Raw genomic sequence first — 23,004 nt, 5'->3', positions numbered from 1 at the left:
GGGCTCACCGGTCCCGGCGTTCGTCGGCGGGCCCGGTCACCTCCGAATCAGACCCGACGCTGTCGAGACGCTCGTCGACCGCCTCGACCCGCGCCTCGACGGAATCGAGCTGGTCGCCGATGGTCTCGTCGACCTGCTGACCGACACGTTCGTCGACCACTTGCTCGACAGTGCCGTCCACCACCTGTTCCATGGAGTCCTCGACCTGTTCGCCGACCTGCTCGTCCATCACCCGCTCGACGGAGTCGTCGACGGCGTCCTCGACGGCGCTCCGCATCCAGTCCGGATCGAAGCGGGCCATCTTCCAGACGACGTGGAGGACGTACGCCGAGAACACACCGACGCCGAACGCGATGCCGATGCCGAACTCGACGGTGGCGATGAGGACTATCGCGAGCAGTATGAGTGCGCCGTAGGCCAAATCGACCGCTGCGTCAACGCGAACGGGGCTTACCATCAGCGCAGAACCATACCTCTCAACGGGTCTCGCCCGATTTCTACCGGCAGATTCGCGGCTCTCACATGACACAGACGTGGGGAGTGCATCTTGCAACAGCATAAGAGTTGGTCAGATGAAACTTTTTTCCCAGCGGGGCCAACGGTCTTGGCAGTCGGGGACTGGACCCCCCGGTCGCCAGTCAGAACGGCGACCGGAACTGTCAGGTGACCAGCGTCCGGGGAACCGGACGTGACCAGCGCTTCGCGGCCGCCCCTGGCCCCCGGCGCCCGCCCGGTCGTCGGCCACAGCATCGACTTCCTCCGTGACCCACTGGGTTCGCTGGATGGGTGGGGACAGGCCGAGGAACCGATAGTCCGGCTCCGTATCGCCGGTCGCAGCGTCTGTCTGGTCACCGACCCCAGCGCCGTCCAGCGGGTGCTCGCCACCGACGCCGCCGACTACCGTAAAGCGGAAATCGTCCGTGAGCGGCTGGGCACGCTGCAGGGCGGCAGCCTCGTTCTCTTAGAAGGGGATGCCTGGCGTGAGCGCCGGCAACTGCTACAGACCGGATTCACGAGCGAGCACGTCGCGGCGATGGGGTCACACACCACCGAGTACGCGACCGAGATGGTCGACTCCTGGCCGACTGACCGACCCGTGGCGCTGGCGGAGCACGCGAGAGACCTCTCACTCGCACTCCTCGCCAGAGCGCTGTTCGGCCTGGACCTCCGGGGCCAGGACACGCCGATCCACGAGGCTGCCGACGATATCCTCTCGCGGATGGATATGCAGTCCGTCTCGACGTACCTGCCGGAGTGGGTCCCGACACCGACGAACCGACGGTTCCGGCGGGCCGTCGCGACGCTTCACGACCGGCTCGACGAGACCGTCGCCCGGCGGGCAGCTGCCGACCAGCCCGGGACGGACCTCCTCGCGACGATGCTCGCGGCCGACCTCCCGCCGGAGACGGTCCGTGACGAACTCATTGCCTTCCTCTTTGCGGGGTTCGATTCGACGGCGACAGCCCTCGCGTGTACGCTCGGCCTCCTGGCCGAGCACCCCGACGTCCAGGCGCGTCTCCACCGGGAACTGGACACCCAGCTGGACGGGCGAACGCCGACGCCGGCGGACCTCCAGGAGTTGCCCACCCTCGATGGTATCGTCCGCGAGAGCCTGCGGCTGTATCCGCCCCAGTACCTGCTCTTCCGTGAGCCGAGGACTGCCGTCACACTGGGCGGGTACCGTGTCGACCCGGGGACCATCGTCGTCCTGCCGCCGTGGGTCCTCCACCGAGACGAACGATTCTGGGACGACCCGTCGGCGTTTCGCCCCGGGCGGTGGCTCGATAGCGAAGGCGGCCGCGCCGACCGAACGGGCCCCGAATACGCTTACGTCCCCTACGGGGGCGGGCAGCGCTACTGTCTCGGCGCGCGACTGGCCGACCAGGTGCTCAGACTCGTCGTCGCCGTCGTCTGTCAGTCCCGCCGGCTCGACCTCGTGGGGTCGCTGTCGGTTTCGGCCGGCCCCACGCTGTCAGTCGACGAGGAGCTGGCCGTCGACGCTCCCCATCGGGAGTGACGGTCACAACTCGTCTGCGGTGATAGCACCGGTCTACCCGGCCGTTACAATCTGGCCACTGCCCCGTGTAGGTATGACCATTATAAGGTCTCGCCCCATGAATATTCATAGTTCAATGTCGACAATCTCCAAGTCGGGCCAAAACGCCGACGCGAGCTACGAAATCCGTCCGGATACGAACGCCAACACGCTGTATCTGGAGTTCAGCGGCACACTGACAGCAGATGAGATGCAGACCGCCGCCGACGAGACCATCGACGCTGCCGAGAGCCTCGAGGACGGCTTTCGCATCATCAACGATATCTCCGAGTTCACGCCGCCCTCGCCCGAGGCCGCAAAGCCCATTCAAGAAGCCCAGGTCAGGCTGAAGGAGATGGGTGTCGCCGATGTGGTCCGGGTCGTCGCTGAGGAGACCAGCGCAGTCACCGAGAACGCGTTCCAGCGGCGGTCCCGGCAGGCAGGATACGAGGGTAAAACAGCGACGACGGTGGACGAGGCAGAACGGAAACTCGACTAACCCGCCCAGTACGGACGGCCGAGGTCAGGAGTACCCGCCTGACCAGACCCGCCACTCCGAGCATCCAGACCGTTGTCACTGTCATTTTACCGACTGTTTATCCATCGGTGTCATCATATTCCCACGTGAGCGCTCCGTATAGTTACCATGTGCAAAGATAAGGTACTGGGTCTATCTGTTGGAAGAGTGTACACGTCTCCATGGATGGACAGACAATGGCCGAGTCGCTGTCGGAACAAGAACTCGCGAAGCGCGTCCTCAGAGCGGAGCAGCGCCTCGACTGTATGGAGACGACGCTGGCCGCCGTAACCGACGAGATCGACGGCGTATCACTCTCCAGCCGCTGCAGCAAATGCGAGAAGTCGCTGTTGCTCATCAAGGACGGGATATTGTACTGCCCGAACTGTGGCGACGGTCACTCGTTGTAACAGTCGTCTGTTACAGACGACTGTACCGAATGAGATAGTAACTGTCTGCGGTGAGCGAAAATTGCGGGATTACCGAATAGTGACACCGACGTCACTGGTGTCGAGATATCGATCGACGCGGTCGGCGAAGGGCCCTGTTCCGGGCCACGTAACGGCGACGCCGAGTTGTGCTGGGTCGCCGATGTAACACTCCACAGTGGAGCCGTCGTCGGCGGGGAGAGACCGACGGACGTAGAGTCCACTGTCGACGCCCTCGTACCGGTCGAGCGTCGCTACCTCGGACGTCGAGAGGAGACGCCCCTCACAGCGCCCGCCAGGCGCGAGGGTCGGATACGACCCATCTACGCGGTAGAGTCCACGGAGTACTGCCCGCCCGTCGAACTCGTAGCGGTCCAGCAAACGCTCGGCGGTCGACGGTTCGGTGAGTGTTCCGTAGACGAACACGTCCATAGCAGCGCTCGCGGCGGCGTCAAGATAAATGGTCTGTCTATCGGAACCGGCCGTCGCCGTCTGTCGCAACCGGTCGCTGGGTCTCCGTGAGCGTCGCCTCGAACGACGATACCGGCTCCGCTGAACCGGCGAGCGTGCGCTGTTTCTCTATCTCGGCGGCGATAGCGTCGGTGACGCCTGAGTGGTCCAGCAGTGGGTCCGCGTAGGCGATGCCGCCGCGGTCGAGTTCCAGGGCCGCCGGAATCCGGCGTTCGGTCACCTCGCTTCGACCCAGGAACAGCGGGACGGCGACCGCGTCGCTGGTCGGGACGTTGTAGCGGACACACTCGACGGCCGGGTTCTGGAGCAGGTAGCAGGTCAACACCGAGTCGTACGCCGATTGGGCCTCCAGCCGGCTCGCGTGGTAGTCAGTCGTCTGGCGCTGGTAGGGTTTCGAGCTACTGCCGAAACTGACCAGGACGAGCGACGCGTCCTCGCCGGGCGTGACTTCCGTCGCGGCCCGCTGTGCGAGCACGTCAGTTATCGCCGGACTCTGCCCGAGCGGTTCACAGTAGTGGACTGTCCCCGAAACCGCCGAAAGTGCGGCCGGAATCTCGGTCGTCGTGTCCCGCGTGTGGGCGGCGACCATCGGCACTGCGTACACCGTCTCAGCTGTGACCGAATCCAGTTGCGGCGTAAGTTCGCGAACGGGCTCGTCCTCGTACGTCGCGACCGTGACGGACTCGACGTCTGTGCGCTCTCGCAGTCGGCTGGCGTGGGTCTCCAGCAACGCCGCCAGTCCGTCAGTGTCACGACCGATGAGGAGTATCGTTTCGCTCGTCATGTCGCCCGGGTTTTGTACAATCTCATTTGTTCTACCCCAATCTCTCTTGGGCTAGACGATGACGGGGTCCATAAAATAGGTTGTGGTGAGGGGGCTCTCGCCGAGCACTGTGGGCCCTGGAACCGGACGGAGACGGGCGACGAAGCCGGCAGAAACTCCCCATGAGCCATCGAACGCCGGAACTGCGCTCAGTCTGCGTCGTCTTCAGCCCGCACCGCGAGTACCGAGAGGTCGGAGTAGGGCGTCTCCTCACGGCTGTCGCCGCCGGCCGACGAAGCAAGCTCTCCCAGCGTGGTCCGCGTGACGGCCTCGTCGTCGTGAGTCAGCCGTTCGAGGACGAGCGCCGACAGCGACGGGTCGGCACCGGCCTCCAGCAGGTCGGCGGCGATATCTCCGGGCATCCAGTCGAACGGCCGGGGGAGGACGAGGAGATGCCGCTGGCCGACGTGGTCTCTGAGCCGGGCGAGATCGGACTCGATGGGACCACTCTTGTGCAGCGTCACGAACTCCGTGTCCTCCATCGGGGTGCGCGCGTGGCTGGCGGCCACCTGCAGCGAGGAGATGCCAGGAACGACCCGGACGGGCGCGTCGACCGCTCGCTGGACCTTCCCGACGAACTGATAGCCCGAATGGTTCGGGTCGCCCATCAACACCGCCACGCCGGTCTCTCCAGCCGCGACCCGGTCGGCGAAGGCAGAGAGTGCCTCGGCCTCGTCCCGATAGCCACAGGTGAGCAGGTCGGCGTCGGTCGCCTCGCTGACGAACTCGACGACGGTCTCGAAGCCCACGACGACGTCGGCCTCCCCCAGGGCGCGCCTCGCGCGTCCGGTCAGATACTCGGAGTTTCCGGGCCCGATGCCGACGGCGTAGACGGGGTCGGTCCCCCTCTGGGCCGGCCGCTCCGGTGCCGACGCAGCGAGTGTCGCCGGGTCTGGGCCCGCCTCGAGGTCGTACTCCTCGCCCATCAGTCCGCACCCGCCGGTGTCGCGTCCGTCTCGACGTCGACAGTCCCCTCGCGGGCGTCGCTCGCGACGTGGACGAGTTCGTTCGTCAGGCCCGCCGCGAGCCCGCTGCCGCCGCGGCGACCGACCGTCGTGATGGCTGGGACGCCGTACTCCTCGGCGACCTCGCGGACACGTTCGCGGCTCGTGGCCGCTTTCACGAAGCCGACGGGTGTGGCGACGATAGCGGCCGGCCGAGTACCGTCCTCAATGCAGTCGGCCAGCGCAAGCGCGGCGGTCGGCGCGTTGCCGACGACTGCGATGGCTTCGTCGTAAACGCCCTGTTTGTCGAGTTCCAGGACAGAGGCCGCGGTCCGCGTCATCCCCGTCTCGGCGGCCAGTTCGGCCCCGTTCCCGATGGCCTTTCGCAAGTCACAGCTGTGGCCCCGTCCCGTGACACCCGATTTGACCATCGTGATATCCGTGACGATTGGTCGCTCCTCGAGCACGGCGCGGGCGCCTTCCCGGACGACCGCCGATTCCTCGGCCCCGGAGAAGCGGACCAGATGCTGGAACTCCGGGTCGCCGGTCGCGTGGACGGCTTTCTGTCGGATGCGGTCACCGAGCGTCTCGTCGGGGACGAGCTCGCGCACGCGGTCCATGCTGGTCTCGGCGATGTCCATCGCGTCACCGGTCGTCGCGCCGAGGTCGGCGTACTCCTCGAACTCCGTCTCCTCGGCCGACTCACTGTCCCCGTCAATCGTCATCGCTGGTCACCCCCTCGGCGTCGGCGGCACCGGCACGCGCCTCCAGGTCGCCGTCCACGTCGAGATTGACATCGCGGAGCCGGTCTGTCATCTCGTCGCTCGCGTCCCAGAGCCCGCGGTCGATGGCCTCCAGCAGTGTCTCGGTGATGCTCTCCAGGGCCCACGGGTTCACGTCTTTGAGCCACTCCTGGCGGTCCTCGTCCAGCGCGTACTTCTCGGCCACGTCTGCCCAGAGCGTATCACTGACGACGCCGGTGGTCGCGTCCCAGCCCAGCACCACGTCGACCGTCGTCGAGAGGTCGCCGGCGCCCTTGTAGTCGTGTTCCTCCATCGAGTCGAGCCAGCTGGGATTCAGCACGCGGGCCCGCATCGCCTTGCGGACCTTCTCCTCGTTGGTGTAGACGTCCACGTTGTCGGGGTCCGAGGAATCGCCGACGTATGAGGCCGGTTCCTCGCCTGCGATCTCCGAGACGGCACTGATGAACCCGCCGTGGAACGCGTACCAGTCCGAGCTGTCGAACTCGTCTTGCTCGGCGGTGTCCTCTATCTTGACGGTGGCTTCGACACTCCCGAGGCGCCGCTCGAAGGCGTCGTGGGCCTCGCTGACCCGCCCACGGGAGCCCATCGCGTAGCCGCCCCACTGGACGTACACGTCCGCGAGGTCCGAGCGGTCCTCCCAGTTGCCCTCGTCGACGGCCTTGTTGGTGCCCGCGCCGTAGCCGCCGGGCCGGGTGGTGAAGACGCGGGCTTTCGCCGCGCTCTCGGCGTCGCTCTCGTCCATGCCGTCTTCCTGGAGGTCTTCGACCTCCCGCTCGACGTGCTTTTTGACGTAGTTCATCTCGTGGGGTTCGTCCAGCTCGACGACGGCGTCGACAGCGTCGTGGACGACGCTGGCCGCCGCCGGGAAGGCGTCACGGAACAGACCCGAGACTCGGGTCGTGACGTCGATTCGGGGGCGGTCGAGTTCCTCTAGGGGAATCGGCTCGACGTCCTCGACGCGGCCGGCGTCGCTCCAGACCGGTTCCACGCCCATCAGCGCGAGTACCTGTGCGATGGTTTCTCCCCGGGTCCGGACGGTCGGGGTTCCCCACACGACGACGCCGATTTCCTCGGGATAGCTCCCATCATCTTCCATATGCCGCTCCAGCACACCGTCGGCCACCTCGCTACCAACGTCCCACGCGGTCTTGGCTGGGACCTTCCGCGGGTCCAGCGTGTAGAAGTTCCGCGCCGTCGGGAGGAGGTCCACGCCGCCTCTGGTGGGCGCGCCGGAGCCCCCCGGCGGGACGTACTCGCCGTTGAGCGCCTCTGCAGTACGGGGAATCTCGTCGGCCGCACCGGCGACCCGCGGCGCTGCTTCCTCACAGATGTACGCCAGCGCCTCGCGCAACTGGTCGTGCGCGCCCGAGACTGCCCGCGCGTCCCCGAGCGGGTCGATATCCACCACGAGCAGGTTCATGTTCACCTCCGAGCTGCTGTCTTCGAGTTCGCTCTCGGGCACGTCGAACTCGTTGGCTGCCAGCGTCTCGACCAGTTCGAGGCTCGTCTCGTGGACGTGGTCGGCAGCCTCGGCGTAGGTCATCCCCAGCGCCTCGTCGTACTCGCCCGGGGCGTTGCGAAGTTTGTCGTAGTCGACGCCGAGCACGCCCGCGACGCTCTCCCGGAGCGAGGGCGCACCGGGATTCTCCAGGCGGGTAAGCGCGACGAGGTAGTCCACGAGCCGGTCGTCGGCCGGCGGCTCGCCCATCGTGTGGAGGCCTTTGCGAATCTGGGTGGTCTTCACATCCGTCAGATACGCGTGGACCCGCTCGACCAGCTCGTCGACAGCGACCTCGTCTCCGTCAACGGAACCCTCGGCGAGAGAGCTTCCAGCCTCGTCAGGCCCACGAACGTCGGCTTTCTCGTCTATCTCGCCGGCGATGCCCAGCTCGACGGCCAGGTCCATCTCGTCGACGACTTCGCGGATTCGCTGTTCGAGATGCTCGCCGTCGTCAGTCCGGGCGTCCTCCATCCCGGCCTCCCGATACCGGTCAGCCAGTTCCTCAAGGTCCGCGAGGTCGTCGTAGGTCCCGGCGTTGGCCATCACTGGCGTGAGGTAGTCGACGATGGCGGCGTAAGACCGTCGCTTGGCCTGGGTTCCCTCGCCGGGGTTGTTGACGATGTAGGGGTAGACGTTCGGGATGTCGTCGACGAGCTGGTCGGGCGCGCTCTCGCCGTCCAGCCCGACGGTCTTGCCGGGCAGCCACTCCAGGCTGCCGTGCGTGCCCAGGTGGACCACCGCGTCGGCCTCGTAGCTGTTGCGGAGCCAGCGGTAGAAGGCGACGTAGTCGTGTGGCGGCTGCAGGTCCGAATCGTGGTACACTTTCGAGGGGTCCATACCGAAGCCACGTGGGGGCTGGACGGTGACGAGGACCTTGCCGAACTCGACGCCCGGGATGGCGAAGGGACGCTCCGGTGGCTCACCCCACTCCTCGAGGACGTTCTCGCAGAACCCGTCGTCTAGCGCGTCGAACCACTCGCGGTACTGGTCGGGTGAGACCGTATCGACGCTCAGTTCCCGGACGTCATCGGGGGCGACCCAGCGGTCCTCCAGTGTGAGCTGGGCGGTCAGGCGCTCGACGAGGGACTGACCGCTCTCGGGCATCGTGGGCCCCGTACTGTAGCCACGAGCATCCAGTTCTTCGAGCAGGTTGACCGTGCTCTCCGGCGAGTCCAGCCCGAACGCCGTCCCGATGCCGTCGTCGCTGGGCGGGTAGTTGTGCAACACGACGGCCACCTGCTTCTCGTCGTTGGGCGTGTGGCGCAGTTCGGCCCAGTTGACGGCCAGTCTGGCCACGTGGTCGATGCGGTCCTCGATGGGGAAGTGTTGCTTGGGGGCGCTGCCGATGTCGGCCGCGTCCTCGGTGCGTTCCTTGCCCGAAATCGGATGGGTGATAACGTTGCCGTCGAACTCCGGCAGGGCGACGGAGAGGGCGAGTTCGAACCCCATCACGCCGGTGTCGCTGCTGTCGTAGCGCGAGCGCGAGCGCATCGTCGTCACGGTCTGGACGACGGGCACGCCCAGTTTATCGAGGAAGACCTCCTCGGCGGACTCCCCCTCGTCCTTTGCGTCGCGGCCGCGCTCGTCCATCGACAGCGAGAACATGAACGACGAGCAGACGGCGTCCACGGTCGGATTTCCGTCGGCGTCGACGAGCCACTCCTCGGTCACCCGTTCGGCGTTCCACTGCCCCTCGGCGTCGGTGGCTGGTTCACAGAAGATGGGCAGTGCGTTCGCGCCCTGGGCCTCGATAGCTCGGACCTGCGCGTCCACGTAGCGCGTGTTCTCGTGTGTCCAGTGGGACTCGTAGAACCAGACCGCGACCGTCGGTTTCCCGGCGTCGAACGTCGAAAGCAGCTCGTCGTAGCTCGCACCCGGGTAATCGGGATGGTAGACGCCCTCGGTCGGGAGCGAAACGGGGTCGTCGTAGGCGGGGTCGGCCTCCCCGTACTCGTTGACGAGGTAGCGCAGGCAGTTCGCGACGTTGCTCGCGCCACCCTTCTCCAGATAGTCGTAGACGGTCTCCCGGTGGCTGTCCGGCACCGACGTATCGTCGTAGGCGAAGGCGTCGCCAGTGGCCTTCACGACGAGCGGAACCCCCGCTTCCCGTAGCCGCTCGACCGCCCGCTCGTAGCCTGGCATACTGTCCTCGGCCCCGTGGAGCCAGAGGATTACGGCGGTCGCGTCTGTCAGTTCCTCGATGAACGAATCGACGGCGGGTTCGTCGTCCAGGTCGCTCTCCGAGCGGACGACGAGGTCGGTCTCGACTTGGCCCGCGGCCCGCTGGACGGCCCCGAGTTCGTTCTCCGTCGCGGTGTAGAGTCCGAGCTGTGGCATAACGTTATTAAAACTCCGTTGTGACTAGTACAAGTATGGTTGATTTCGCTGCGGACAAAAAGGCTTCGGGGGCGCCTTCCTTCGATGCCGTGGTCGGCCAGCGGGACCTGAAAGACGGACTGCTCGCCGTCGCGGCCGACGAAGGGCTAGACGGGCTGCTCATCCGCGGCGAGAAGGGGACTGCCAAGTCCACGACGGTGCGTGCGCTGGCCGAGCTGTTACCCGAGCAGCGAGCCGTCGCGGACTGCCCGTACAGCTGTCCGCCCGACGAGCCCGAACGGCAGTGTTCGGACTGTCGCGAGCGAACGGACCCGCCCGTCGAGCGCCGGCCCACTCCACTGGTGACGCTCCCACTCGGAGCGACCCGTGACCGGGTGGTCGGGACCCTCTCCGTCGAGGACGCACTCGCCGGTGAGGCGGAATTCGACCCGGGGCTGCTCGCGCGGGCCAACCGCGGCCTCCTGTACGTCGACGAAGTGAACCTGCTGGAGGACCACCTCGTCGACGTCGTCCTCGACGTCGCCGCAAGCGGCGTCAACCGGGTCGAGCGCGACGGCGTCACGGTCTCGCATCCCGCAGATTTCACGCTCGTCGGGACGATGAACCCCGAGGAGGGGGACCTCCGCCCGCAGCTGCGAGACCGGTTCGCGCTCCAGACCGAGGTCACCGCATGCGACGATATCGAGGACCGCGTGGCCATCATCGACCGGGCGCTGGGCGACAGCGCTGTGACCGACGGCGGTGGGGCCGCCGACGGAACCCGCTCGGCAGCCCTGCGGCTCCAGACCGCCCGCGAGCGACTTCCGGACGTAGACTTGCCCGTGGAGTTCCGCGAACAGATAGCCGACCTCTGTCTGGAGGCGGGAGTCGACGGGCACCGGGGGGACATCGCGACCGCCCGCGCCGCCCGGACCTTCGCGGCGCTCGACGACCGAACCACCGTCCTCGAACCGGACGTCGAACGCGCTGCGCGCTTCGCGCTCCCCCACCGGCTCAAATCGACCCCGTTCGAGGACGCACCGACCGTCGATGACGTACTCGACGACCAGTTCGACGACGAGAGCGGTGACGACGGCAGCGACGAGGACGCTGAAGACGAGGCTGGAGACCAATCTGACAGTGGTGACGGGGACGCTACCGACGGAGACGGCGAGGAGAAAGACGGAGAGAGAACAGCGGGGGATGGCGACGGGTCCCCAGACCAGCCCGATACCGACGGCGACGGAGACGATTCGGACGGGAGCGACAGTGACGAGGGCGAATCCGGAGAACAGCCAGCGGACGGCGACGACGCCGGCAGCGACGGGACACCGTCCGAAGCGGACGCCAGCGACGGGGGAGACGACGAGCCCGCCGACACAGACGACCGAGACAGTAGCCAATCAGACGAGGCCGACGAGGAAACTGCCGGTCCGGCGACACCGCTGTTGCCCGGTCAGTCGCGGGCCGACATCGGCGACAGCACGACTCCCGAGGTCGACGCGCCGGCTGTCGATACCGACGGGGCCGGAGCGAGCGGTCGAGCGAACGCGACCGACACCGACCGCGGCGCGACCGTCAGGACTGAGCGCGCAAATTCCGACAGCTCGGTCGACGCGGCCGCGTCGGTCAGAGCCGCCGCCCGGCGGGGCGGCGACGGCGTCGAGTCGCGGGACCTCCGCCAGTCGGTGCGGGCCGGCGACGCGGAGACGCTTGTCGTCTTCGCCGTCGACGCCAGCGCGTCGATGCGCCCGGCGATGCGAGCCGCGAAAGGCTGCGTGCTCGAACTACTGAAAGACGCCTATCAGGCCCGCGATGCGGTCAGCGTCGTCACCTTCGCGGGCGAGGACGCCGACGTGGTGCTCCCGCCGACCGACAGCGTCTCACTCGCGGCCAGACACCTCAAGGACCTGCCCACCGGCGACCGCACGCCGTTGCCGGCGGGACTCGCCACCGCGACCAAGGTACTGACCGCGGCGGAGCCAGATGCCGCGGTCGCCGTTATCGTCACGGACGGCCGGGCCAACACGGCCGACGGGAGCCCGGTCCAGGCGACTCGCGACGCAGCCGGTCGGCTGGGCGCGGTCGCCGACCGGACCATCGTCGTCGACGCCGGCACCGAGGGGCGGGCGGCCCTGACCGACACCCTCGCGGACGCGACCGACGCCAACGTGGTCCCACTGTCGGCCCTGACCGCCGAGCGCATCGACGCCGCGGCCAGGTGAGGGTCGGAAGTTTTACAAGCTCAGTTGTTATATATACAAGTAGAATTTCAATGCAGGACAGTTCAGAGCTGGACAACGACGACAGCGTCCAGGAACGGTACGAACGCGCGAAAACGACGCTCACGCCGGCCCAGGTCGCTATCGGAGTCGCACTGATCGCAGCCCTCGGATTCACGCTGCTGTTCGTCCAGGACCCGATGGTCCACGACGCCATGCACAACTTCCGCCACGGTGCCGGTATCACCTGCCACTGATGGCGACCGACTACCTCGAACGCGGAGCGCTCGCAGGGCTCGTCGGCGGGCTCGGATACGGCCTGTTCCAGGCGACTGTCGGGAACAGCTTCACGGCCGGGCTGGAGACGTTCGAATCCGGGCACAGCCACAGCGGCGGCCCGGTCGTGGACGGGCTCACGACGGCAGCCGTCAGCGTCGGCGGCGGCGTCCTCTGGGGTCTCCTCTTCGGTATCGCCGTCTTCGGTGTCGGCTACTACTTCCTCGAACCGGTGCTGCCGGGGCGTGCTGTCACGCAGCGGCTGACACTCGCGGCCGCGGGCTTTCTCACCGTCTCGGGCGCGCCGTGGCTCGTCCTGCCGCCTCAGCCGCCGGGTGTCGAGCAGGCGCTCGCGACCGACACGCGCATGGCCCTCTACGCCGGGATGATGGCCGTCGGGGCGCTCGTCGCGGCCGCGTGCGTGGTGGCGTACCGACAGACAGCACATCGGCACCCGGCCATCAGAGCACTGGCGACTGGGCTCCCGCTCGTGGTGCTTTCTGTCCCGGTCGCGCTGGCCCCAGCAAACGCCGTCAGTGGTCCCGTCCCGGTGACGCTCGCGGCCGCCTACCGGTGGACGGTCGTCTTCGGTCAGGCCGGACTGTGGGCCATTATCGCCGCCGTCCACAGCTGGCTGGGCGAGCCGGCACTGGTCGCCGACGAGACCGAGTTCCCGACGACAGCCGACTGAGAACTGTCACGGCTCTTAATCTGTCGTCCGTCCCAACCTTCGCCAGTGCCATCTCAGGAAGCTACAGCCGACGCGCGCTGGCGACGGGTCCTGACCGTCGGGGTCGTCCTGCTGGTCGGGTCGCTGGTCCCCTCACCGTTCGACCGCCACGAAGCCTTCGACACGTACGGCCCGGACAAGTGGCTCCACTTCGTCGGTCACGTCGCCTTCGCGGTAACACTGGCTGACGCGTTCGCCGCCGACGGGACGGCAAATCCCATCTCCGGTGGCGGAGCCCTCTGTGGCTCGGTTCTACTTGGCCTTGCCGTCGGGTATCTCCAGCAGTACGTGCCCGGGCGTGTCCCGGAACGAGCCGACCTGGTAGCCGGCGTCCTCGGGTCGATGCTCGGTGTCGGCTGGTGGTATCGGAGCACCGAGTAGGTCACCGCAGCTTCGATTCGAACCAGTCCGCGGCCACCGTGGCGACCTCCCGGAGCTCGTCTTCGGCCTCGAAGAGGTGCCCGGCACCCGCCACGACGTGCAGCGAGCGGTCACAGGTGAGCCGTTCGTACGCCTCCCTGTTGAGAGCGAGCACCTCGCTATCGGCGCCGCCGACGACAAACAGCGTGGGAGCCGTGACATCGCTCAACGAGTCCGCGGCCATGTCCACACGTCCGCCCCGAGAGACCACGCCGTCGACGTCCTCGCCGTACCGCGCCGCCCCGCGCAGCGCCGTGGCGGCGCCCGTGCTCGACCCGAAGTAGCCGACCGACAGCTCGGGGTCCTGTTTCCACACCCACTCGGTAACCCAGACGAGCCGGTCGGTCAGCAGTGAGATGTCGAAGCGGTTCTGTCGCTGCTGGTCTTCGGCTTCCGTGAGGAGGTCGAACAGGAGCGTTCCCAGGCCGCGCTCGCGGATGACCTCGGCAACGTAGTTGTTACGCGGGCTCTTGCGACTGGAGCCGCTCCCGTGGGCGAAGACCACCACCCCCGATGCGCCCTGGGGCACATCGAACGTGGCCTCGAGTTCTACGCCGTCGACGGGGATACGGGCCACGCCATCGGTGTGCTGGACCATGCGGTAATATTCTGTCCACTGATACATTACTGTGTCCAACGGTGGGCTCCGCACCCTCAACGAGAGGGGTGTCCCGCCGGCGTCACTCAGCCCGAGCGTGGAAAGCGGTGGAGTCTGTAGGCGCCCCGCTCGCGACCCTCGTCGTGGTAGACGACCGGCTCCTCGACGGTGACGACAGAACGGTCGTCGACCGCTGCCGCGGTGATGATACCATCAGTCTCGACCGACTGGACCTGACCCGACTCGACGTCGAACAGCCGGAGTCCGTGGGTATCGGCGTCCCGGTCGCGGAAGTGCTGGGCGCCCGGCACCGCCAGCAGGTCACCGTCGGCGCCCAGGCCGCTGGCGAAGCCGCCCACGTCGGCCGACCATCGCCGGTCGCCGTCGAGCGAGATGCCGACGGCGGTGTGTTCGAGGGGGTGTCGAACCGCCGTCTCGCGACCGTCCTCGGGGTAGGTGTTGCCGGTGACGAACACCGCGCCCGACTGGGTGGCGTGGACGTGATTCGGGTAGGCGTAGACCCGTTCCCCATCGACGGCTCGGGGCGTCGCCAGGGGGACGCGCCACCGCTGCGCGCCGTCCGCTCCGAGCCGGTAGCCACAGTAGTCGCCGTGGCTCGTGAGTATCGCGCCGTCCTCGAGGAGGGCGACGTCGCCGACACGGCGCTGACCCGCAGTGCCCGGGTCCCACATCCACCGCGGCGTCCCGTCCGCGGTGTCGAGAACGACGAGCCCGTGCTGGTGGTCACCGGGACACCGGTTGTACGCGACGGCGAGGCGGTCCTCTCGGACCGACAGCGAAATCGGCGAGGCATCGGTGTGGTAGGTCCAGTCGACCGTTCCGTCGGCCGCAAACGCGTAGACGACGCTCTCGAAGTGGCGCTCGGTCGCCTGGTCGGGCCGGCGCTCGTACCGTCTGGCCGCCGCGTACAGACGGTCGCCGTCGGTAGCGAGACTGGCGACGAACGGCCTGAGAAAGCGAGTGTCCGACTGGGGGTCGCCGACCTCGCGGCTCGTCTCGTACTGCCACCGCACGGAGCCGTCGTGGTCGTGACAGCATACCGCCCCGCGGGCACTGCGCTCCCCGACGACCACGCCTCCGGCGGCCCGAGACGCGGAGCGTCGACCGCCGCCGGAGTGGACGCTCCCGTCGAACGGCGTCGCGGCGACGACACTCGGCGTCCCGTCGGACTCGTGAGACCACCGCCGGACCGGCGGTCCCGAACTGGTCGTCTCGAAACCGAGTCGGTCACCAGTAGCGGTCCCGACGACGGCCAGCCCGTCGGAGAGCGTCACGGCCGACCGGCGGCCCTGCTGCCTGGAGCGAGCCGGCGGAATCTCGCCCAGCGGTGCCGCCGACGCCTGCTCACTCATCGACTGGGAACGCCTCGTGGAGCACGTCGTGGGCCTCGCCCAGGCCGTCGAGGACGCTCTCGCCCTGGGCGGTGATGCGGCTCACGGCGCGTTCGGCGTCCCGCACCGCCACCAGCCGGCCACGCATATAGTCGTACTCCGGGCTGTCGCTGTCCGTGCGGGCGATCTCCTCCTCCAGGTCGACGAGCGCGGCGTCGAGGTGGCGCTCGATGGCCGAGAGGGTCTCCGCGTTCGCGAGTGCCTCGATCGGGCCGGTCATGTGGCCCTCCAGCTCTGCTTTCGCGTGCTGGCGCGCGTGGTCGTCTTCGGTACCGAGAACGTTCATGAGACCCAGTCGAAGGGCCTCGATTTCGTAGCAGCTCATTGGTATCGTGTCGTTGTTGAATCACTTACAGCGTCTGGTCGACCAGTTCGCTCGCGATGCGGTCCCGGTCCAGATGGTCGGCGACGAGGCGTTCGGCGTCGTCCTCGCCGACGTCGCCGTACCAGACCCCGTCTGGGTAGACCGCGACCATCGGCCCCTCGCCACAGCGACCCAGACAGGACGACCGAGTGATACGGGCGTCGCAGTGGTCGCTGTCGCGGGCGGCCTGGCGCAGCCGCTCTAGAACTGCCGGCGCGCCGTCGGCGGCACAGGTCTGGTTCGTGCAGACGGCGACGTGTTTCTCGGGCGCGTCGTGGACGTGCGGGTCGTCGTCGACGTCCTCTCGGTCGTCGTGTTCGGCCTGGTGGGTCAGCGCCCGCAACATCGCCCGGGCACCGCCGGTGTCGTCCTCGTAGCCGTCGAGTTCGACCTTGTACTTGCAGGTGTCACAGGACATCTCGACGCTGCCCGTCCTGGCTTCCTGCCAGCGGTCGCCCAGCACGTCAAGCAGCCTGTGGTCTGTCCCCAGCGGTTCGCCGAAGCCGGCGTCGACGTATGGGTACTCCTCGTCGAACTCCCGGGCACCCTCCTTGATGCGACCCGTCAGGACGCCGTCGCCCAGCATGTACGGCAGGACGACGACAGCGTCGGGGCGGGTCTTGGCCACGTCGTGGAGCGTCTCCTCTAACAGCGGTTCGGTGACGCCGATGAAGGAGGCCGCACAGCGATCGAAGGCCCGTCCTTCGTACAGCAGCCGGGCTAGCTTATGGACGTCGGCGTTCGCGTCGGGGTCCGAGGAGCCCCGCGCACAGAGGACCACGGCGACATCGTCGTCCTCGCGGTCGACGCCGAGTTCGGCCTCGACGGCCGCCGCCCGGTCGTCCAGCAGCGAGAGCAAGGCGGGGTGGACGCCCAGATGCGCCCCGTTGTTGATGGTCAGCTCCGGGTGGCGCTCGCGGGCCTGTGTCACCGCCAGAGGGACGTCGTTTTTGACGTGGCTGGCCGCGAACAGGGAGAGGTGGACGACCGTCACCTGCGAGACGGTCGCTGCGAGCCCGGCGATAGCGTCGTCGATGGCCGGCTCGGCGAGTTCGAGGAACGCAGCGTCGACGGGAATCCCCAGTCGCCCCTCCAGATCGGCGGCCAGCTCGCGGACCTGCTCGTTGGATTTCTCCCGCCGGGAGCCGTGGCCGGCAAGCAGTATGGCCTCGTCGTCCAGCCCTTTACTTACTGCTTCGCTCATCGGACTCGCTCGATGCTCTGACGGAGCTTGCGCCGACGGGTCGGCGCGAACAGCCCGCTCGCTTCGCTACCCTCGTAGAGCCACTCGCCGACGGCGGGGACGGCGTCGTCGTCGACCCCGAACCAGTAGCCCGAGGAGGCGTCGCTGCAGTCGTCGTAGGGAGCCGCGACCGGAACGTCGTCCAGCAGCGACTGGATCGTCCGGAGGAGACCCCGGCTCTCGTGGACAAAGGAGAGCCCGACGGCGTCGTTCGCCCCGGCGTCACCCGATTTGAAACAGACGGTCCCACAGCCCTCGACGAGCCCGCGGAGGAGCTGCCGGTCGTAGTCGGAAAGCGGGTCCAGCCGGTAGCCGCCGGACTCGCCCTCGAAGGGCAGCCCCAGCGCCCCGCTGGCCCGCTCTGCCAGCGGTCCGACGACCTGAACCGTATACTGCTCTTCCTGGCGGGTAATCGACGTATCGTGGGCGTACGGGCGCTCGACGATGCGCTGGTCTGTCCGTTCGGCGCCGGCGATACTCCCGAGCCGGCGGGCGGCCGTCTCGTCAGTGGTCCGGACCGTGACACAGTTCTCGCCACACTCGCCGTCGCCGGCGACACGGCCCCAGAAGTAGGCCGTCTCGGGGTGGGCCGCCAGCATGTCGCCGGGCGGGCCGGTCTCGATGCTCATCGTCCGGCCTCCGTCGGTTCGAGCGTCTGGGGCGGCGCGTCGGTCTCGGCGTCCTCGACGGTGATGGCGTCCAGCGGACAGGCCGCGGCGGCCTGCTCGGCCGACTCGCGCCGGTCGTCGTCGAACGTAGCCGCGATGGCGTGCTCGTCGTCCACCTCGATAGCTGCGAGTCCGTCCGCGCTCTCCGCGAACCGGTCGTCTCGGACCAGACAGGCGAAGATACCGTCGCAGGCCTCTCGGTCGATTGTTATCGTATACATTGTCAGTAATCGTATTTCGTCTCGTACCCGCGGGGCGTGACCATGCGGTCGTCCCAGACGTAGGTGTCCTCGTTGCCCACGAGTAGTGTGGTCGTCATGTCCACGAGGTCCGTCTCGCCCAGCTCCGGGAGCTCCTGCAACTCGACGATTTCGACCTGTTCGTCCTCGCGGCCGGCGGCGTGGACGACACCGACGGGCGTCTCGGGGTCGCGGTGCTCCAGGAGTATCTCACAGCACTTCGCGTAGTTCTCGCGGCGCTTGCGGCTCCACGGATTGTAGATGGAGATGGTAAAGCCCTCCTTGGCGGCGGCGTGGAGCCGCGACTCGATGGTCGGCATATCGGTGAGGTGGTCCGACAGCGAGATGGAGACGGTGTCGTTGACCAGCGGCGCGCCGACACGTGCGGCACAGGACTGGGCCGCCGGGACGCCCGGCACCACGTCGAACTCCAGCATCGACGCCGTCGCACCCTTCGACTCGATGATTTCGAGTGCGAGCCCGGCCAGGGCATAGACGTTCGGGTCGCCGCTGCCGATGATGGCGACGTCGTTGCCGGCAAGGGCCCGGTCGATAGCCTCCTCTGTGCGGGACACCTCGCCACACATCGGCGTGTTGTAGATGTCGTCGGCCCCCTCGACGACCTCGTCGGGGAGCAGTTCAACGTAGGTTGTATAGCCGACGATGTGTTCCGCGTCGAGGAGCGCCGACCGGGCCTTGGCGGTCATCCCATCGGGCTGGCCGGGACCGAGCCCCACTGCAATGAGTTGTCCCGGGTCCGCGTCGAAGTCGTCGACGGTGGCACCGACCTCCTCTTCCTCGTCGCTGTCGTCGCTGGACGCGCCACAGGAGCTACTACTGGATGATGATGCGGACGACGATGAAGCGCCACACTTCGAAGACGTCTCTGTACTCCTTTCTGCCTCGGCGTCCTCGGTCGATGCTCCGCACTTCGATTCGGTGTCCGTACTCGCCTCTGTGGTGTTGTCGGTACTCATGATTCAGAAATCCTCCACGTCACGCCCGCCTCGCGGGGTGACCAGATAGTCGCGATAGTCGTTGCCCCAGACCTCGGTCTCGTGTGTGCCGACGACGATGGACGACCCCATCCCGCCGACCTCCTCGCTGTGTGCGGGCAGCTCGCCCAGCGTCGTGATTGTCTCCGTCTCGTCGTCGAGATTCCGGCCGGCTGCACCCCGGCCAGCATCGTTGACGATGGCGGCGGGCACGTCGTCGGCCCGTTCCTCGCGGAGGACCTCGACGGCCCGCTCGTAATCCCGCCAGCAGTTGTACAGGACGACGACGAACCCCGAGATGGCCGCTGCACGGAGCTTCTCTTCGATCTCGTCCCAGCCGCGCCACTTGTCCGACAGCGAAATCGTACAGAAGTCGTTCGACAGCGGCGCGCCGAGATTCGCGGCTCCCGAGAGGGCGGCCGTCACGCCGGGGACGATCTCGATGGGGACGTCGTCGGCGTCGTCGGCCTCGGCCATCGTGAACATGAGGTCGGATTTCCCGTAGACGTTCGGGTCGCCTCCGGAGACGTGCGCCACGTCCTCGCCGTCCCGGACCCGCTCGAACGCGGCCCGCGCCAGTTCGACCTGCTTGCCCATCGACGAGCGAATCAGGGTCTGCCGGGAGCCGTCGGGTCGCTCCAGGACGGTTCCCGCTTCGTCGGCCACGTCGCTGTCGTCCGAGACATCCTCGAGGGCGGCCGATTTCGGCGGCAAGGTCCCGTCCTTCCGGAGGAACTCTTGGTAGAGGTTCGACGCGATGACGGTGTCGGCCGACCGGATGACGTCGCTGGCCCGCTGGGTCATGTCGTGTGGCAACCCGGGCCCGATGCCGACGACGTAGAGCGTGCCGTAGTCGTCGGGCGGGGCCGTCGTGACGTCGGATTTCATCCCCGCCCTCCCGCGATTCTCGCTGCTCATCGCGCACCGTCGGGGTCGGCGAACGGTGCGGAAACAGTGCTCGGTGGCATGACGAGTACAACGGCGCTTTCGCATAAAACAATTTTGCTTGTTCTACTGCAAGCCTGCTTTGCTTCGGCCCGCTGTCGCGAGCCGTCGGTCCGGACGTGGTCCAGCAGGAGCCACTCGATCGACCCAGCCGTTGGCACCGCCGGTAGCTGGGGGAACTGATTTTGTCCCGCATCTGCTCGTGTAGATATGGAATTCGTCGTCGAGGACCCACAGCGGACCGGTGGCATCACGACATATCATCCGGCGGAGTACGAGTACGACGAGGCGACGGAACTGTGGTCGCTCCGCCTGGGCGAGGGCGACGAGGTCGAACGACGGATACCCAGAGAGCGAATCGTCTACATCGAGGGCGCGGCCGAGGATACCAGCGACCAGTAGCGACAGCCTCGAGCGCAGTCCGCGGGAGCAGGGCAATCGACGCGGTCGAAATCCGATTGGCTCCGCCCGGTGAGGTCCTGCCGCAGTCGGCCGCCTGCATCACCGGGAAATCGTTCCCGAGCGATATTTATAATTGTAAATACTGTCCAAAATTAATATATCCTCCCAGTAATTATATTTAATTAGGTCAGGCTACTCCACCTCCGGCCGGGCACAGCGTAGCGACTGCACGCGTCACCGCTGAATACGGTATGACCAATTCCAACACTCGGACGGGTATCGACGCCGGAAACACCACCGCTCGGACGGCCATCGGCTACGGACTCCCGCTAGCGTGTGTCGCGGTGTTACTGGCCGCGGCCCCCGTGCTCTCGTCGTGGGCCCGGCTGTTCGGCGGGACGGTCGTCCTCCTGGTGACCATCAAAGTGGGGAGCTGGGTGCTCCTCGGCGGCTCCAGGGCGCTCTCGCTGTCCCGCCGGGAGACGCTGCTGTACTGGACCGTCTGGCCGGGCGTCCGGCCCGATAAGTTCCTCCAGCCCGAGGAGTACAGCGAGCCCGACAGCGCGATGTTCGTCGTGGGCTACGCGTACCTGCTCGCCGGTGGCCTCCTCGGGCTGGCGTCGCTGCTCGCGGTGCCCTATATCGGGCTCGCCGGGAGCACGTGGCTGCTCGTCGCCGGCTTCCTGGCGGCCGTCCACCAGGGACTGGGCCGTATCCTTCCCTTCGGACTGCGATGGCTCGGCTACCCCGTCGAGCCGCTGTTTAACTCGCCGATGCAGAGCCAGGGCGTCGCGGACTTCTGGAGCGACCGCTGGAACAAACCGTTCATCGGGATGAACAGACTGTTCCTCACCGGACCGCTTGCGAGCCGCGTCGGCATCAAGGTCGCCGCCGGGCTGGCCTTCCTCGTCTCCGGGCTCATCCACGAACTCGCCATCAGCTTCCCCGCGGGCGCCGGGTGGGGGTTACCGTTCCTCTACTTCGTGGTCCAGGCCGTGCTCTACACCGTCGAGCAGGAGTTCTTCCCGGCGCCGGCGGACAGCAACTCCATGCTCCGTCGGGCCTGGACTGCCATCGCCGTCGTCGGCCCGGTCCCGCTGTTGTTCCACGGCCCCTTCCGGATGACGTTCATCGCGCCGCTGCTAGAGACCGGACGGGCGCTCCTCCTGGCTTACCCGCTGGAGGCGTACGTCAGCGCCGGGCTGTGGGTCGGCGCCGTGGGACACTTCATGATACTCGGCGCGAGCTTCCAGGTCCCTGAAGAGCTCGACTGGGAGACCGACCTCGCACAGCTGAAGCCGCTGAACAGGAAGGTGATGTGGACCTACGGCGGCTACATCGTGATGATGATAGTCTCCTTCGGCGTCATGACAGCGCTGTTTCACGAGCAGCTCGCGGCGGGGACCCCGGTGGCACTCGGGCTCGCCGGACTCATCGTGCTGTTCTGGACGGTTCGTGTCCTGGTCGACTTCTTCTACTACGACCACGAGGACTGGCCCGACGGCGTCTACTACGTCGTCGGCCACACGATGCTCACGTCGCTGTTCCTCCTGCTCATCGCTGTCTACGCCGCGCCGCTCGTGGTCCACATGCTCGGGGCGTAGCGCCCCGCCTGGGGGGGACCGCCCGAACGAGGCGGGCGGCTACCCCGTCTCTGTCTCGGACTCCCGTATGGCTTCGGGCAGCCAGCTATCGATTGTCCAGCTCCCCTGATGCAGTTTGAGGTAGACGTAGTCGGTCCTCGTGTTCGTCCCGTTGGGCGTATCGTACTCGACGTCTGCGTGGACCTCAGCCTGCCCGTCGCCTTCGGAGACCACCTCCGTCGATTTGACCATCGTCGTGATGTTCTCGAGGCCACCGTACGAGTCGAAGCTGGAGGCTTCGAGCGGGCCGCCGTCGTCGGAGTAGTACATCGCATTGGCGGCCCCGATGTCGTTATCGTTGTAGAGCGTGTCGAAGAACTCCCGTACCGTCTTGCTGGCGAACCGTCGACGGAGGGCCTCGGGGAACCAGCGGTTGATGCGCCACTCTTCGCCCGACTGACGGAGGTACATGTAGTCCGTATTCGTCGGTGTCCTGTTCGGGAACGTGTACTCGACGGTCGCGTGGACGGTCGCCCGTCCATCGCTCTTCGAGGCGAGTGTCACCGATTGAATACTGGTATGGATGGTCTCGAGACCACCGAAGTCCTCGAAGTTCGAGGACGTAATCTCGGGGGCCGGACTCTCCGGGTGGTAGAGGGCGTTCGTCCCCTCGATGTCGTCCTCGCCGTACAGAGTGGTGTAGAACGACCTGGTAACTGCCGTCGGCGACGCCGGCTCCTTGGGTTCGGGCTGTTCCGGCGTCCGCGTCGACGAACGACTCGACCGATTCCCACTGCTCGACGATGTCCAGTATCAGCCGCCCGCGACCGGTCAGCTCCCACCCCGCCTCGCCCTCGAACAGGACCTGTCGCTGCTCCAGGTCCGAGACCGCAGTGTAGACAGCCGACTGGCTCGCGTCGAGTCGGTCGAGCAACTCGTCGGTCGTCATCGGTTCCGTGGCGAGGATGCCGACGATGTCGACCCGAACTGACGACGACAGCACGAACGAAAAGGCCGAGTTCCCCTTCATCTACCCGTAGTGAGACTGACCCAGACTTAATATTCTGGGTCCGAGCGCGTGCGTGGGCCACTCCACGGAACAGCTCAG

24 protein-coding genes and 1 pseudogene are annotated in these 23,004 nt (G+C 67.1%); 9 read left to right on the top strand and 16 right to left on the bottom strand.

The genetic code is table 11. The features are described from left to right. Nucleotides 1-4 precede the first annotated feature (4 nt). Nucleotides 5-457 (bottom strand): hypothetical protein, encoded by a 453-nt coding sequence (locus tag EGD98_RS20115; protein ID WP_220590146.1) that lies wholly within the window; start codon nucleotides 455-457, stop codon nucleotides 5-7. A 231-nt stretch (nucleotides 458-688) separates the two neighbouring features. On the opposite strand from EGD98_RS20115, the gene EGD98_RS20110 reads away from it, so the two are divergent. The 3 genes from EGD98_RS20110 to EGD98_RS20100 all read left to right on the top strand — a co-directional run bounded on the left by EGD98_RS20110 (nucleotide 689) and on the right by EGD98_RS20100 (nucleotide 2,962). After that, nucleotides 689-2,017, top strand: a complete 1,329-nt coding sequence (locus EGD98_RS20110; RefSeq protein ID WP_220590145.1) for a cytochrome P450 — start codon at nucleotides 689-691, stop codon at nucleotides 2,015-2,017. A 115-nt stretch (nucleotides 2,018-2,132) separates the two neighbouring features. Next, entirely contained in the window at nucleotides 2,133-2,534 is a 402-nt protein-coding gene (locus EGD98_RS20105; RefSeq protein ID WP_220590144.1) for a hypothetical protein, read from the top strand. A 200-nt stretch (nucleotides 2,535-2,734) separates the two neighbouring features. Continuing rightward, on the top strand, nucleotides 2,735-2,962 hold the full coding sequence (locus tag EGD98_RS20100; protein WP_220590143.1) for a hypothetical protein: 228 nt from the start codon (nucleotides 2,735-2,737) through the stop codon (nucleotides 2,960-2,962). A 69-nt stretch (nucleotides 2,963-3,031) separates the two neighbouring features. On the opposite strand, the gene EGD98_RS20095 is transcribed toward EGD98_RS20100, so the two are convergent. From EGD98_RS20095 to cobN, 5 genes are all read right to left on the bottom strand, one after another. Then, nucleotides 3,032-3,412, bottom strand: coding sequence for a gamma-glutamylcyclotransferase family protein (locus EGD98_RS20095; protein ID WP_220590142.1), 381 nt, complete (start codon nucleotides 3,410-3,412; stop codon nucleotides 3,032-3,034). A gap of 37 nt (nucleotides 3,413-3,449) precedes the next feature. Further along, entirely contained in the window at nucleotides 3,450-4,235 is a 786-nt protein-coding gene (locus EGD98_RS20090; protein WP_220590141.1) for a CbiX/SirB N-terminal domain-containing protein, read from the bottom strand. A 188-nt stretch (nucleotides 4,236-4,423) separates the two neighbouring features. Next, complete coding sequence (locus tag EGD98_RS20085) at nucleotides 4,424-5,200, bottom strand: cobalt-precorrin-7 (C(5))-methyltransferase (RefSeq protein ID WP_220590140.1); 777 nt, start codon at nucleotides 5,198-5,200, stop codon at nucleotides 4,424-4,426. Continuing rightward, entirely contained in the window at nucleotides 5,200-5,943 is a 744-nt protein-coding gene (locus tag EGD98_RS20080) for a precorrin-8X methylmutase (protein WP_220590139.1), read from the bottom strand. Before EGD98_RS20080 ends, EGD98_RS20085 begins: the two co-directional genes overlap by 1 nt. After that, nucleotides 5,933-9,820, bottom strand: a complete 3,888-nt coding sequence (gene cobN, locus EGD98_RS20075; protein ID WP_220590138.1) for a cobaltochelatase subunit CobN — start codon at nucleotides 9,818-9,820, stop codon at nucleotides 5,933-5,935. Before cobN ends, EGD98_RS20080 begins: the two co-directional genes overlap by 11 nt. 35 nt (nucleotides 9,821-9,855) lie before the next feature. Between cobN and EGD98_RS20070 the strand changes: the two genes are divergently transcribed. Genes EGD98_RS20070 through EGD98_RS20930 form a run of 4 tightly spaced genes read left to right on the top strand, consistent with a single transcriptional unit; the run spans nucleotide 9,856 to nucleotide 13,408 of the window. Continuing rightward, on the top strand, nucleotides 9,856-12,024 hold the full coding sequence (locus tag EGD98_RS20070; RefSeq protein ID WP_220590137.1) for a VWA domain-containing protein: 2,169 nt from the start codon (nucleotides 9,856-9,858) through the stop codon (nucleotides 12,022-12,024). A 50-nt stretch (nucleotides 12,025-12,074) separates the two neighbouring features. Further along, nucleotides 12,075-12,278, top strand: a complete 204-nt coding sequence (locus EGD98_RS20065) for a CbtB domain-containing protein (protein ID WP_220590136.1) — start codon at nucleotides 12,075-12,077, stop codon at nucleotides 12,276-12,278. Then, on the top strand, nucleotides 12,278-12,988 hold the full coding sequence (locus tag EGD98_RS20060) for a CbtA family protein (RefSeq protein ID WP_220590135.1): 711 nt from the start codon (nucleotides 12,278-12,280) through the stop codon (nucleotides 12,986-12,988). The genes EGD98_RS20065 and EGD98_RS20060 overlap by 1 nt, the downstream gene beginning before the upstream one ends. Nucleotides 12,989-13,033: 45 nt before the next feature. Continuing rightward, on the top strand, nucleotides 13,034-13,408 hold the full coding sequence (locus EGD98_RS20930) for a VanZ family protein (protein ID WP_220590134.1): 375 nt from the start codon (nucleotides 13,034-13,036) through the stop codon (nucleotides 13,406-13,408). A 1-nt stretch (nucleotide 13,409) separates the two neighbouring features. Here EGD98_RS20930 and EGD98_RS20050 read toward each other — a convergent pair whose 3' ends face one another. From EGD98_RS20050 to EGD98_RS20015, 8 genes are all read right to left on the bottom strand, one after another. Further along, nucleotides 13,410-14,045: a dienelactone hydrolase family protein gene (locus tag EGD98_RS20050; RefSeq protein ID WP_220590133.1), complete on the bottom strand. Its 636-nt coding sequence runs from the start codon at nucleotides 14,043-14,045 to the stop codon at nucleotides 13,410-13,412. An 86-nt stretch (nucleotides 14,046-14,131) separates the two neighbouring features. Beyond that, on the bottom strand, nucleotides 14,132-15,418 hold the full coding sequence (locus EGD98_RS20045; RefSeq protein ID WP_220590132.1) for an outer membrane protein assembly factor BamB family protein: 1,287 nt from the start codon (nucleotides 15,416-15,418) through the stop codon (nucleotides 14,132-14,134). Further along, nucleotides 15,411-15,782 (bottom strand): DUF3209 family protein, encoded by a 372-nt coding sequence (locus EGD98_RS20040; protein WP_220590131.1) that lies wholly within the window; start codon nucleotides 15,780-15,782, stop codon nucleotides 15,411-15,413. Before EGD98_RS20040 ends, EGD98_RS20045 begins: the two co-directional genes overlap by 8 nt. A 25-nt stretch (nucleotides 15,783-15,807) precedes the next feature. Beyond that, complete coding sequence (locus EGD98_RS20035) at nucleotides 15,808-17,025, bottom strand: CbiX/SirB N-terminal domain-containing protein (RefSeq protein ID WP_220590130.1); 1,218 nt, start codon at nucleotides 17,023-17,025, stop codon at nucleotides 15,808-15,810. Further along, a complete protein-coding gene (locus EGD98_RS20030) occupies nucleotides 17,022-17,693 on the bottom strand; it encodes a cobalamin biosynthesis protein (RefSeq protein ID WP_220590129.1) in 672 nt (223 codons plus the stop codon). The genes EGD98_RS20035 and EGD98_RS20030 overlap by 4 nt, the downstream gene beginning before the upstream one ends. Beyond that, nucleotides 17,690-17,953 carry a ferredoxin gene (locus EGD98_RS20025; protein WP_220590128.1) on the bottom strand — a complete coding sequence of 88 codons (264 nt, stop codon included), beginning with the start codon at nucleotides 17,951-17,953 and terminating at the stop codon, nucleotides 17,690-17,692. The genes EGD98_RS20030 and EGD98_RS20025 overlap by 4 nt, the downstream gene beginning before the upstream one ends. A gap of 2 nt (nucleotides 17,954-17,955) precedes the next feature. Next, nucleotides 17,956-18,948 (bottom strand): precorrin-3B C(17)-methyltransferase, encoded by a 993-nt coding sequence (cobJ, locus tag EGD98_RS20020; protein WP_220590127.1) that lies wholly within the window; start codon nucleotides 18,946-18,948, stop codon nucleotides 17,956-17,958. 3 nt (nucleotides 18,949-18,951) lie between these two features. After that, nucleotides 18,952-19,884 carry a precorrin-3B C(17)-methyltransferase gene (locus tag EGD98_RS20015; protein WP_425433357.1) on the bottom strand — a complete coding sequence of 311 codons (933 nt, stop codon included), beginning with the start codon at nucleotides 19,882-19,884 and terminating at the stop codon, nucleotides 18,952-18,954. A gap of 237 nt (nucleotides 19,885-20,121) precedes the next feature. Between EGD98_RS20015 and EGD98_RS20010 the strand changes: the two genes are divergently transcribed. Together EGD98_RS20010 and EGD98_RS20005 are read left to right on the top strand one after the other, a co-directional pair. Continuing rightward, entirely contained in the window at nucleotides 20,122-20,313 is a 192-nt protein-coding gene (locus tag EGD98_RS20010) for a hypothetical protein (protein WP_220590125.1), read from the top strand. 251 nt (nucleotides 20,314-20,564) lie between these two features. Further along, nucleotides 20,565-21,917: a wax synthase family protein gene (locus tag EGD98_RS20005; protein WP_220590124.1), complete on the top strand. Its 1,353-nt coding sequence runs from the start codon at nucleotides 20,565-20,567 to the stop codon at nucleotides 21,915-21,917. 39 nt (nucleotides 21,918-21,956) lie between these two features. On the opposite strand, the gene EGD98_RS20000 is transcribed toward EGD98_RS20005, so the two are convergent. Both EGD98_RS20000 and EGD98_RS21410 read right to left on the bottom strand, forming a co-directional pair. Beyond that, a complete protein-coding gene (locus tag EGD98_RS20000) occupies nucleotides 21,957-22,460 on the bottom strand; it encodes a hypothetical protein (RefSeq protein ID WP_220590123.1) in 504 nt (167 codons plus the stop codon). A gap of 274 nt (nucleotides 22,461-22,734) precedes the next feature. Next, nucleotides 22,735-22,926: pseudogene (locus EGD98_RS21410) on the bottom strand (ArsR family transcriptional regulator); the annotation flags it as partial. Nucleotides 22,927-23,004: the final 78 nt, after the last annotated feature.

The organism is Haloarcula salinisoli (assembly GCF_019599405.1).
GTDB lineage: Archaea > Halobacteriota > Halobacteria > Halobacteriales > Haloarculaceae > Haloarcula > Haloarcula salinisoli.
Note: the sequence above shows the minus strand (reverse complement) of the source record. Positions and strands in the feature narration are given on the sequence as shown.

Bases quoted from the DNA above. Each gene is read 5' to 3' on its own strand.
- EGD98_RS20115 (WP_220590146.1), bottom strand. From the start codon at position 457: ATGGTAAGCCCCGTTCGCGTTGACGCAGCGGTCGATTTGGCCTACGGC.
- cobJ (WP_220590127.1), bottom strand. From the start codon at position 18,948: ATGAGTACCGACAACACCACAGAGGCGAGTACGGACACCGAATCGAAG.
- EGD98_RS20050 (WP_220590133.1), bottom strand. From the start codon at position 14,045: ATGGTCCAGCACACCGATGGCGTGGCCCGTATCCCCGTCGACGGCGTA.
- EGD98_RS20035 (WP_220590130.1), bottom strand. From the start codon at position 17,025: ATGAGCGAAGCAGTAAGTAAAGGGCTGGACGACGAGGCCATACTGCTT.
- EGD98_RS20070 (WP_220590137.1), top strand. From the start codon at position 9,856: ATGGTTGATTTCGCTGCGGACAAAAAGGCTTCGGGGGCGCCTTCCTTC.
- EGD98_RS20005 (WP_220590124.1), top strand. From the start codon at position 20,565: ATGACCAATTCCAACACTCGGACGGGTATCGACGCCGGAAACACCACC.
- EGD98_RS20040 (WP_220590131.1), bottom strand. From the start codon at position 15,782: ATGAGCTGCTACGAAATCGAGGCCCTTCGACTGGGTCTCATGAACGTT.
- cobN (WP_220590138.1), bottom strand. From the start codon at position 9,820: ATGCCACAGCTCGGACTCTACACCGCGACGGAGAACGAACTCGGGGCC.
- EGD98_RS20045 (WP_220590132.1), bottom strand. From the start codon at position 15,418: ATGAGTGAGCAGGCGTCGGCGGCACCGCTGGGCGAGATTCCGCCGGCT.
- EGD98_RS20105 (WP_220590144.1), top strand. From the start codon at position 2,133: ATGTCGACAATCTCCAAGTCGGGCCAAAACGCCGACGCGAGCTACGAA.
- EGD98_RS20080 (WP_220590139.1), bottom strand. From the start codon at position 5,943: ATGACGATTGACGGGGACAGTGAGTCGGCCGAGGAGACGGAGTTCGAG.
- EGD98_RS20065 (WP_220590136.1), top strand. From the start codon at position 12,075: ATGCAGGACAGTTCAGAGCTGGACAACGACGACAGCGTCCAGGAACGG.
- EGD98_RS20060 (WP_220590135.1), top strand. From the start codon at position 12,278: ATGGCGACCGACTACCTCGAACGCGGAGCGCTCGCAGGGCTCGTCGGC.
- EGD98_RS20025 (WP_220590128.1), bottom strand. From the start codon at position 17,953: ATGTATACGATAACAATCGACCGAGAGGCCTGCGACGGTATCTTCGCC.
- EGD98_RS20095 (WP_220590142.1), bottom strand. From the start codon at position 3,412: ATGGACGTGTTCGTCTACGGAACACTCACCGAACCGTCGACCGCCGAG.
- EGD98_RS20090 (WP_220590141.1), bottom strand. From the start codon at position 4,235: ATGACGAGCGAAACGATACTCCTCATCGGTCGTGACACTGACGGACTG.
- EGD98_RS20100 (WP_220590143.1), top strand. From the start codon at position 2,735: ATGGATGGACAGACAATGGCCGAGTCGCTGTCGGAACAAGAACTCGCG.
- EGD98_RS20015 (WP_425433357.1), bottom strand. From the start codon at position 19,884: ATGAGCAGCGAGAATCGCGGGAGGGCGGGGATGAAATCCGACGTCACG.
- EGD98_RS20085 (WP_220590140.1), bottom strand. From the start codon at position 5,200: ATGGGCGAGGAGTACGACCTCGAGGCGGGCCCAGACCCGGCGACACTC.
- EGD98_RS20030 (WP_220590129.1), bottom strand. From the start codon at position 17,693: ATGAGCATCGAGACCGGCCCGCCCGGCGACATGCTGGCGGCCCACCCC.
- EGD98_RS20010 (WP_220590125.1), top strand. From the start codon at position 20,122: ATGGAATTCGTCGTCGAGGACCCACAGCGGACCGGTGGCATCACGACA.